This window comes from Promicromonospora sp. NPDC060271 (genome assembly GCF_042726755.1).
In the GTDB taxonomy this organism is placed as follows: Bacteria; Actinomycetota; Actinomycetes; order Actinomycetales; family Cellulomonadaceae; genus Promicromonospora.
Genome location: NZ_JBHXBG010000190.1, coordinates 1 through 10050, shown reverse-complemented (window position 1 = coordinate 10050; position 10050 = coordinate 1). Strand labels below are relative to the sequence as shown.

Here is a 10050-nt window from a genome sequence, read left to right as displayed (position 1 = left end):
GGCCTGCCGATGGCACGTCAGCCCTTCGCCACCCCACTCTCGGTCCGGACCGGCCGCGCCTCAGGGACCGCCGTCGGTCGCCGGCCGAGCGCCGGCCGAGTGCCGAGCAGGCGCAGTATCTTGCCCCGCCCGTCCCAGTCCGTCGCGCCGCCGACGACGCCGTCCGGCCGCACCCAGACGACCGACGGCCGTCCCACCGCGCCCCCCGCGCCCGCCGCTCCCGTGCCCGCCGCGTCCGCAGCGGGTGGGTCGACGACGAGCACACCGGAGGGCGCCTCGTCGGCCAGCGCGGCACGCTGCCGCGCCGTCAGGCCGGAGACGACCAGGCGGTGCCGCACGGCGCAGCCGAGCTCGTCGCGCGGCGGCACGGGCAGCCCGCTCCAGCGCCCCACGGCCGGCAGGCCGGTCCCGCGGGGTACCTGCCCCTCGACCAGTGCGGGGCTGTTCCGCAGCCCGAGGTCGAGCTGCGCGAGCCGGCCGACCGCCGCCTGCTGGAACCGCGCCCTGCTGCCGAGGGTCCGCAGGAGGGCGTCCCGCAGCCTGCGCCGCACCGGGTTGGCGACGAGCCACAGCTTGGTCTGCGCGTCGGCCTGCTGGACCGCGCGCTGCGCGGCCGGCCGCCGCTCGGCCTCGTACCCGTCGACCACTGCGGGGTCGGCTCCCCCGGACACGGCGGCGATCCGCCAGGCGAGGTCGAAGCCGTCCTGGACCGCGGTGTTGAGCCCCTGCCCGCCGGCCGGCGAGTGCCCGTGCGCCGCGTCGCCCGCCAGCAGGACCGGCCCGCGCCGGAACCCGCGGGCGACCCGCGAGTGGACCCGGAACCGGCTCGCCCAGCGCACGTCGCTGATCGTCGCCGACGGCTGGCGCTGCCGCAGTGCCGCCAGCGCGTCGTCGAAGACCGTGTCGGGTGTGCCGTCGGGCGGGATCTCCCGGTCCGCGAAGACCCGGTGGGTCCCGTCGGGCAGCGGCACCACGACGAGCACCCCGTCCGGCCCGAGGTCGTAGCGTGCCTCGTCGGCCGGCAGGTCCGGGCTGACGACCCGGCCGTCGACCAGGAGGAACTCCCTGGTGAACGTCCGGCCCTCCATCTCGACCCCCGCTGCCTCCCGGACCACGCTGCGCGACCCGTCGGCGCCGACCACCCAGCGGGCGGCCACCTCCGACGTCGTGCCCGCCGCGTCGACGACCTGGACCACCGCGCGGTCGTCGTCGAGCTTGACCTCGGTGACCCGGTGGTTCCACCGCACGTCCACACCGAGCGTCGCCACCCGGTCCAGGAGCAGCCGGACCACGACGGGCTGCGGCAGGCAGACGGGACGCGTGAAGCGCGTCCCCGCCAGGGCGCCGAACCCGACGGTGAACAGCGGGCGCGTCACGGACGAGTAGCGTGCCCGCTGCAGGACCAGGCCCTGCTCCAGGACGTCGTCCCCGACGCCGAGGCGGTCGAGCACCTCCAGGCAGCCGGCCCACAGCACGAGGGCGCGGGGCTGCTCGTCGGGTCCCTGCCGCGCGTCGTACACCCGGACGGGCACGCCCTGCAGCGCGAGCGTGCAGGCCGCGGCGAGGCCTGCCGGCCCGGCGCCGACGACGACCACCTCCGGCGAGCTCACGACGCGCCCTCGACCACCGGAGCCGGAGCGGCGCCCGCGGCCAGCACCGCCTCGATCTCCGGCAGGGAGGCGTCCGCGCTCGTCCACAGCACGGCGCTGAACCCGAGGTCGCGGGCCGCCGCGCAGTTCTCCTCGAGGTCGTCGATCATCAGGCACTGTGCCGCCGGCTTGTCGAGGCGCTCCAGGAGGCGGCGGTAGATCTCCGGGGCCGGCTTGCGCACGCGCTCGCGGCTGGAGTCGACCACCTCGTCGAACAGGGCGGCGGTGTCCACCTGCGCACGCCAGCGCGGCTCCCACTCCCGCACGTTGTTCGTGAGCAGCGCCGTCGTGTACCCGCGCCTGCGGAAGCCGGCGATGGCCGCGACCACAGCGGTCTCCGTGCGCCGCCCCTTGAACCACCACTCGCCGAACGGCTTGCCCTCGAGGCGGTCAAGGGTGCCGTCGGGCAGGTAGGCGGCGAGCCGCTTGATCATGTCGTCCTCGGTGATGGCGGCCACCTCGAGCTCGGCCATCGGGTCCGCCCGATGCTCGCGCGCGGAGGCGACCATGGCCTCGCGCAGCTCCAGCGGCGAGATGCCCACCGCCTTGCAGAACAGGTAGAACGTCTCCTCGAGCGGGTTGGTCAGCACGCCGCCGTAGTCGAACACGAGCGTCGTGATCCTCTGCCCGCTCGTCTGGCCACTGAACTGGTCGCTGATCATGCTGTGACTCCCATCGTGAGGTCGATCTGGGCTGCGACCCTGCCGGCGTGCAGGATCGAGGTGCGGGTGGAGCACGCGGTGAGCGCGCCCCGCTTGGTCAGCTCGGCGACCTCCGTGACGACCTGCGTCGGGAGGTCCAGCTCGACGAAGGCGTCGAACGAACCCGTGCACGCGAGGACGACGAGGCCGGCCGGCTGCGGGCCGCCGTGGGCCAGCGAGACGGCCGCCGCGGCCGACTGGCGCGCGGCCTCGAGCAGGAGGTTGCCCGGTGCGTGGTCGAGGGGGTGGTCGAACAGATAGGGGTGCCCGGTGTCGACGTGGAGCAACGACTCCGCCCGCCGTCTGCCGACCAGGACCGGCCGGCTCACCACCACGTTGCGCGGGTCCCGCCGCCCGACGGTCCGAGGGCGGGCGGGCGACGGCGGCTGCGTGGAGGGCGGCTGCGCGGAGGGCGACGGTGCTGACTGCGAGAGCGGCCCGGCGGCGCTCACGGAGTGCCGCCGGCCGAGCTCGCGCAGGCTCTTCCACTCCGCGGGGGTCATGACCATGAGCGACCCCTGCCCGGTGAGCGCGAGGCGGCCGTCGACGAAGACCCGCCCGGAGAACCGGACGCCGGTGACCCGGCCGCCGACCGTCCGCTGCGCCTCGATGGTCGTGCCGACCTCCAGGTGCGCCGGCCGGGCCCCGACCCGCAGGGCGTCGGGGTCGTCGACCTCCACGTCCAGGTCACGGAAGAGGAACGCGAGACCCAGCGGGATCCCGAGGTGCCGGTGCGAGACGCTGACGGCCGCCTGCCGGACCGTCTCGACGAGGAGGGAGTAGTCGAGGACGGGACCCTCCTGCATGAGATGTCCGCGCGGGAGCTGGGCCGCCACCCGGTACGTCCCGTCCGTACCGGGCTCACCGGCGGCGGACGTGTCGGTGACGAAGACCTCGGCGACGGCCCTGCGGTGCACGTACTCGCGCGCGACGGTCGCGGCGTAGCTGAGGCTCATGACCCAGCCCCTTCCGCCGTCGGGCTGACGGGCGCGACGAGCTCGGACTCGCGGCGCGGACGCGGCGGCAGGACGTCCCGGACGCCCAGGGTGTCCGGCAGCACGCCGTAGCCCAGCGAGCGCAGCCGGTCCGACACGTCTTGTAGGGACGCGTGCAGGCTGGTCCCGCGGCGCATCGACACGAGGCTGGTGACCCGCGTGGCGTAGCCCTCGAGCGACTGCTCGGCCACCATCGACAGCGTGGCCTGTGGCCCGAGCTCGAGCAGGACGTCGTGCCGCCGGCCCGACGCCGTCCGGATCGCGTCCCGGAACCGGACCGGCCGGATGACCGTGTCGGCCCAGAACGAGGCGTCCAGCGCCGCGACGGGCACCCGCCCGCCGACCGCGCTCGACACGATGTGCCCGTCGCCCCGCGGCGGCGGGACGTCGGCGAGCGCCTCGACGATCGGGCGGCGCATGGCCGCGGCTCGCGGCGAGTGCAGTGCGTGCTCGACGCGGAGCGGGAGCCACCAGCCGCCCGCGGCGCTGACGTCGCTGCTGAGTGCGTCGACCGCCTCGTCGCTCCCGGCGACCACGATGACCGACGGCGCGTTCACGGCGGCGACGTGGACGTCTCCGCCGTGCGCGGCCAGGATCCGGTCGACGGTGCGCAGGTCGAGCCCTACTGCCGCCATGGTGCCGGTGCCGTCGAACCGCTGGACTGCCTCGGCGCGGCGGACGACGATCCGCAGCGCCTGCTCGGTGCTCAGCGCACCGACGGCGTGCGCCGCCGCGACCTCGCCGAGCGAGTAGCCGACGACCTCGTCCGGGACGACGCCGCGGCGTCGCCAGAGGTCGGTGAGGCAGGCCTGGACGGTGAAGATCCCCGTCTGGGCGGCGACGGAGTCGCCCACCTCCGGCGGTAGCGCGTCGGTGCTCAGGTGCTCCAGCAGCGACCACCCGGTGAGCTCGCGCACTGCTTCCTCGCACCGGTGGAGCGTCGGCCACACGCCCGGCTCGGCCAGGAGCGTCCTGCCCATGCCCGGCCACTGCGACCCGTAGCCGCTGTAGACGAAGGTGAGCCGACGGCGGGTCCGGTGCCGGATCATCTGCGCTCACCGCCCATCGCCCGGTCCGCGACCTGGCCGGTCGCGAACGTGTAGTGGTCGTCGTCGAGGCCGTGGTCGAGGCCGTGGTCGAGGCCGTCGTCCGGGAGCCCGCTCGACAGATGGTCGGCGAGCCGCCGGACGGTCGGGTGGTCGAAGACGACGGTGGCCGGGATCTCGCGCCCGAGCCGTCGCTCCAGCTCGCCGCGCAGCTCGACGACCATGAAGGACGTCAGGCCGAGGTCGAAGAGCGACGCGTCGGGATCCAGCTCGTCGGGCCGGTCGAGGCCGAGGGCCGGGGCGAGCCGGTCCCTGAGGAGCTCGAGCACCTCGGCCGGGCTCGTGAGGGGGGCCTCGCCCGCCGTCGGCAGTCCGGCCGTCGACTGTCCCGTCGTCGGCTGTCCCGCCGTGGATGACAACAGTGCGGGATCGGTCGCCTCCGCGAGCGTGACCATGGGGTGCGCGGTCACTCCCGAGGGAGACCAGGACCCGGTGTCGAACGAGTTGGCCGGCTCGGGCCGGCTCGGGGTCGCCGGTCGGTCCGTGCCGACGGCGGCGGGTGCGCCGGCGGCCGGTGCGCCTGCGGGTGCCGGTGCCTCGGACAGCCAGTAGGCCTTGCCCTGGAAGGGGTAGGTCGGAAGCTGCGGCACGTGTGCCGGACGCGGGGTCACCGCGCTCCAGTCCACCTGGCCGCCCTCCCGCCAGTACCGCGCGAGCGCACCGCGCAGCGCCCACTCCGGCCGCGCCGTCGAGACCGACGCCAGCCCGCGCAGGGCCCGTCCGTCGGCCGCGTTCCGCTCGAGGAGCGGGAGCAGGCCGCCCGGGCCGAGCTCGAGGACCACACGGACACCCGCGGCGCGGACGGCGTCGAGCGCCGGGCCGAACCGCACGGGCTCGCGCGTGTGCCTGACCCAGTAGTCGCCGGTGGCCACCTCGGGACCGGCGAGCTCGCCGGTCGCGTCGGAGACCATGGGGACGGCGGGCGGCTGGAGCCGGACGCCGTCGAAGGCCGTCCGGAGGCCGTCGAGCACCGGGTCCATGTGGTGCGAGTGGAACGCGCGGTTCACCCCGAGCCGGACGCCCCGCACGCCGCGGCGCGCCATGGTGTCCAGCACCTGGGCGACACCGTCGGGGTCTCCCGACACGACGGTGTCCTGCGGGCCGTTCAGCACCGCCACCTCCACGGCGCCCGAGACCAGCGGCGGCAGGTCCGCGAGGTCCTCCGGACGGCAGCGCAGCAGCACCATGGCGCCCTCCGGGGCGCCGTCGGCCATGAGGCGACCACGCTCGGTGACGAGCCGGTAGCCATCCTCCACCGAGAACACGCCCGCGAGGGCCGCCGCCGCGTACGCGCCGACGCTGTGTCCCAGCACCATGGAGGGCTCGACGCCGACCGAGCGCCACCAGGTGCCCAGCGCGACGGCGGCCGCGTACAGAGCCGGCTGGGTGACCCGGGTGGAGGCGAGGGCGTCCGTCGCGGAGCGGTCGTTCGTCACGAGCACGGACAGCGGCAGCTCGTCCGGCCCGCCGAGCGCGTCGATCACATCGGTGACCGCAGGGACCTGGCCGTAGATGCCTGCGAGGCTCCCCGCGACGGGCAGGCCGTGCCCCGGGGCGAGGAACGCGACACGCGGCGGCGAGGACACGACCCGGGAGAGGTCGCCGTCGCCCACCGCGACGCGGAGGAGCCCGCTGACGAGCTCGGGGCCCGACTCCGCGACGACCGCCGACCGGACGGTCAGGTCGGCGCGCCCTGCCCCGGCTGCCCACGCGAAGCCGCGCAGCCGGTCGGCGTCGGACGTCCCGTCGGTCAGGGACGCCGAGACCCGCTCGGCGAGCCGTACGGCGGTCGCGCGCACGGCGGCCTCGTCGGCCCCGCTGAGCTTGACCACCACGGGCTCCGGGTCGGCGACCGGGGCGTCCACCGCGGACCGTACCGGCGGGCTCTGGACCACGACGTGCGCGTTCGTCCCGCCGAAGCCGAACGACGAGACACCCGCCACGCGAACCGGGTCCGCCCAGCGGACGTTGTTCCCCGGCACCGTCACGCCGAGCTCGTCCCACGCGATGTGCGGGCTGGGCCTCGTGAGGTTGAGGTGCCTGGGGATCGTCCCGCGTTCGACGGCGAGCAGCACCTTGAGCAGGCCCGCGATCCCCGCGGCGGCCTCCAGGTGCCCGATGTTGGTCTTGACCGAGCCGATGGGCAGGGGCCGCGGGCGGTCGGCGGTGCCGAGGGCCGCGGCGAGCGCCCGGACCTCGATCGGGTCGCCGAGCGGCGTCCCGGTCCCGTGCGCCTCGACGTACCCGACCTCGTCCGGCGCGACCCGCGCGGCGTCCAGTGCGGCCCGGACCACTGCCTGCTGGGCGTTGCCGCTCGGTGCCGTGAGCCCGTTGCTCCGGCCGTCCTGGTTCACGGCGGAGCCGCGGATCACGCCGACGACGCGGTCGGCGGGGCCGACGTCGGACAGGCGGCGCAGCACGACGACACCGCACCCGTCGCCGCGTACGTACCCGTCGGCGGAGGCGTCGAACGCCTTGCACGCCCCGTCCGGGGAGAGCATCCGGCCCTGGGAGAGCGCCACCGTCGAGTCCGGGGTGAGCACGAGGTTGACCCCGCCGACCAGGGCCGCGTCGACCTCCCCGGACCGCAGGCTCTGCACCGCGAGGTGCACGGCGACGAGCGACGACGAGCAGGCCGTGTCGACGACGAGGCTCGGCCCGGTGAGCCCGAGGGCGTACGAGATCCGGTTGGCGCCGAAGTTCCCGGCGCTGCCCGTCGCCGTGTAGGCGTCGATCTGCGTCGGGTCGCCCGAGCGCAGCGTCAGCCGCTCGTAGTCGGACCCGCTCATGCCGACGAACACGCCGGTCCGGCTGCCCCGGAGGGAGTCGGGCGCGATGCCGGCGTCCTCGAGCGACTCCCAGGCCGTCTCGAGCAGCAGACGGTGCTGCGGATCGATCTTGACCGCCTCGGCGTCGGGGATGCCGAAGAGGCCCGCGTCGAACCGGCGCACGTCGTCCAGGGCGCCGAGGTGCCGCGAGTAGGTGCGGCCGGGCGCGCCGGGGTCGGCGTCGTAGACGGACCCGAGGTCCCACCGGTCCTCCGGTACGTCGACGACGCCGGACCGCCCCTGGACGAGCAGGTCCCAGAACGCCTCGGGGCCCTGCACGCCGCCGGGAAAGCGGCAGCCGATGCCGACGACCGCGATGGGCTCGGTCCATGGGTCGGCCGTCCCGGCGGTGACCGGCGCGCGTCCGAGGACTGGGGCCTCGGCGAGCGGGGTCGTGGTCGTGGCCGGGGCCGTGGCCGTGGCAGCGGCCGTGCCCAGGGCCGAGAGCGGGGACTCCCCGGCCAGTGCCGCGGCCACGGCGCGGATGGAGCCGTGCTCCCACGCGAACGTCGCGGGAACCTCGGTCCCCAGCCAGTCCGACAGGTCTCCCGCGATCGACACGGCCCCCACGCTGTCCAGGCCGAGGTCGGCGAGGTCCGCCTGGGCGTCGACCCGGGCGAGCTCCAGCCCGCTGTGCCGGGCGACCAGGTGGCACATCCGGTTCTCGATCTCGGCGGCGGTCCGTGGGAGCGCTCCCTCGGCCGCTGGGACGGGCGTGCCGGCCGATGGTTCGGGGACGGGGTTGCGGTCCTCCGAGGTGGCCGGCTCGGGAGCGCCCAGCTCGCCGGCGAGGTACGCCGCCTTGGTGTCGCGCCGGCGGATCTTGCCGCTCGACGTGACCGGAAGGCTCCGGCGGGGCACCAGGACGAGCTCGTGGACCGGGATCTGGTGCTCGCGCAGCACGGCCCTGCGCACGGTCGTGGCGATCTCCTGCCGTGCGTCCGGGTCCTTCTGCGGTCCGGGTGGCACCTCCTGGACGACGACGAGGACCTCGCGCCCGTCGTGCTCGACCGAGAACGCCGCGGAACGCAGCGCCGCGAGGGCCGGGTGGCTCTCCGTGCTCGTCCCCTCGACGTCCTGCGGGTAGACGTTGCGGCCGGCGAAGATCATCAGGTCGCTGGCCCGGCCGGTCACGAACAGCTCGCCGTCGACGAGCGCACCGAGGTCGCCCGTGTCCAGGTACGGCCCGTCGCCGGAGGCGAGGTGGTTGGCGAACGTCCGGGCGGTGCGCTCGGCGTCGTCGAAGTACCCCGCGGCGACCGCCGCACCACGTACCCAGACGCGCCCGACGCCGCCCTCGGCGACCGGCAGCCAGGTGGTCTCGTCGACCACCACCACCTCGACGCCTGGCCCGACCTGGCCGCTGCTGACGAGCCGGAGGGTCGGCTCGTCGCCCGACCGCGGCCGCATCCAGCCCTCGCCGAGACCGGGCTCGGAGACCTCCCGGATCACGGGCTCCCCGCCGGGACGGGCGCCGGAGACGACGAGCGTGCCCTCAGCGAGGCCGTAGCACGGCTGGAACGACTCCTTGCGGAACCCCGCGCTCGCGAAGGTCTCGGCGAACCGGTCGAGCACGTCGGCGCGGACCGGCTCGGCGCCGTTGAGCGCGTGGGTCCAGGTCGACAGGTCGAGCTGGGTCCGGACCTCGTCGGACACCCGGTGCACGCACAGGTCGTAGGCGAAGCTGGGCCCGGAGCCGTGCGTGGCCCGGTACCGGGAGATGGCCTGGAGCCACACCGCTGGGTCCCTGATGAACGACGTGGGCGCCATGAGCACGGACTCCATGCGGCCGTAGAGCGGGAACACGATCCCGCCGATGAGGCCCATGTCGTGGTACGGCGGGACCCAGGTGACGCACACGCTGTCGGCGCCGATGTCGAACGTCTCGCAGGCGGTCTCGGAGTTGGCCAGCAGGTTCGCGTGGGTCACCATCACGCCCTTGGGCGCCGACGTCGAACCCGACGTGTACTGCAGGAACGCCACGTCGTCCGGGTCGATCGCCGGCGGGCGCCAGCCGTCCTCCCGGCCGTCGACCGGAGCCCCGCCGACGTCGAGCACGGTGACGCCGGGCAGCACGCCGACGGTCCCCTCGGGCAGGTCGGCGTCCGTGACGAGGATGCGTGCCCGCGAGTCCTCGGCGATCGACTCGATCCGGTGCGCGTGGCGCGTGCCGGTCGGCGGGTAGGCGGGCACCGCGACGAGGCCCGCGTACAGGCACCCGTAGAAGTAGGCGACGTAGTCAAGGCCCGGCGACGTCATCAGGAGTACGCGGTCCCCCGGCTCCGCGGACTCGGAGAGAGTGACGGCGACCGCGCGCGCTCGCGCGTCGAGCTCGCCGTAGGTCATTGCGACGTCTTCGGGCTCGGCGCCCCGAACGGGCGTCAGGAACCGGTACCCCACCCGGTTGGGCTCCTCCTGTGCACGTCGGCGCAGGAGTTCGACGACAGTCCTCAGATGCTCGTGCGAATCCATCCGCAGTCCACCTATCCCCTCGTGACATGGGCAGTCCCGAGGGGCGATGAGGCGGCCTCGGGGCTACCGCATCGTTGTCGATGGCCGAGCAGGATCGTATCCAGGACCTATCGTCCATGGGAAACTATTATAGGAGAAACCTGGGTGAAGTCGACAAGTTCACCCAGAGCCGACTGGGCCCGGGTTGGACGGGGTCGGGCCGGGCCGGGAGGGGCGGGGGGAATATGTCGGGGGCCGACTGGCGGGCCGGCAACGCCGCGGGGCCGGGGAGGCCACGAGCGGGGGGGCGAAAGCCCCCG

Annotated in this window: 5 protein-coding genes; all 5 read right to left on the bottom strand. The window is 74.9% G+C overall.

Annotated features, from left to right (window positions below; translation table 11 throughout):
- Window positions 1-17: 17 nt before the first annotated feature.
- The 5 genes from ACFWE2_RS22025 to ACFWE2_RS22005 are packed head-to-tail and all read right to left on the bottom strand — an operon-like array spanning window position 18 to window position 9751.
- Window positions 18-1610, bottom strand: a complete 1593-nt coding sequence (locus ACFWE2_RS22025; RefSeq protein WP_377226344.1) for an FAD-dependent monooxygenase — start codon at window positions 1608-1610, stop codon at window positions 18-20.
- Window positions 1607-2311: an HAD family hydrolase gene (locus ACFWE2_RS22020; protein ID WP_377226343.1), complete on the bottom strand. Its 705-nt coding sequence runs from the start codon at window positions 2309-2311 to the stop codon at window positions 1607-1609. The genes ACFWE2_RS22025 and ACFWE2_RS22020 overlap by 4 nt, the downstream gene beginning before the upstream one ends.
- The gene (locus ACFWE2_RS22015) at window positions 2308-3306 is read right to left on the bottom strand and encodes a ScbA/BarX family gamma-butyrolactone biosynthesis protein (protein WP_377226342.1); all 999 of its coding nucleotides are present in this window, start codon (window positions 3304-3306) and stop codon (window positions 2308-2310) included. Before ACFWE2_RS22015 ends, ACFWE2_RS22020 begins: the two co-directional genes overlap by 4 nt.
- Complete coding sequence (locus ACFWE2_RS22010; protein WP_377226341.1) at window positions 3303-4394, bottom strand: acyltransferase domain-containing protein; 1092 nt, start codon at window positions 4392-4394, stop codon at window positions 3303-3305. Before ACFWE2_RS22010 ends, ACFWE2_RS22015 begins: the two co-directional genes overlap by 4 nt.
- A complete protein-coding gene (locus tag ACFWE2_RS22005; protein WP_377226340.1) occupies window positions 4391-9751 on the bottom strand; it encodes a beta-ketoacyl synthase N-terminal-like domain-containing protein in 5361 nt (1786 codons plus the stop codon). Before ACFWE2_RS22005 ends, ACFWE2_RS22010 begins: the two co-directional genes overlap by 4 nt.
- Between the last annotated feature and the right edge of the window lie 299 nt (window positions 9752-10050).

Excerpts from the sequence above, each read along its gene's own strand:
- ACFWE2_RS22010 (WP_377226341.1), bottom strand. The coding sequence starts at position 4,394 with ATGATCCGGCACCGGACCCGCCGTCGGCTCACCTTCGTCTACAGCGGC.
- ACFWE2_RS22015 (WP_377226342.1), bottom strand. The coding sequence starts at position 3,306 with ATGAGCCTCAGCTACGCCGCGACCGTCGCGCGCGAGTACGTGCACCGC.
- ACFWE2_RS22020 (WP_377226343.1), bottom strand. The coding sequence starts at position 2,311 with ATGATCAGCGACCAGTTCAGTGGCCAGACGAGCGGGCAGAGGATCACG.
- ACFWE2_RS22005 (WP_377226340.1), bottom strand. The coding sequence starts at position 9,751 with ATGGATTCGCACGAGCATCTGAGGACTGTCGTCGAACTCCTGCGCCGA.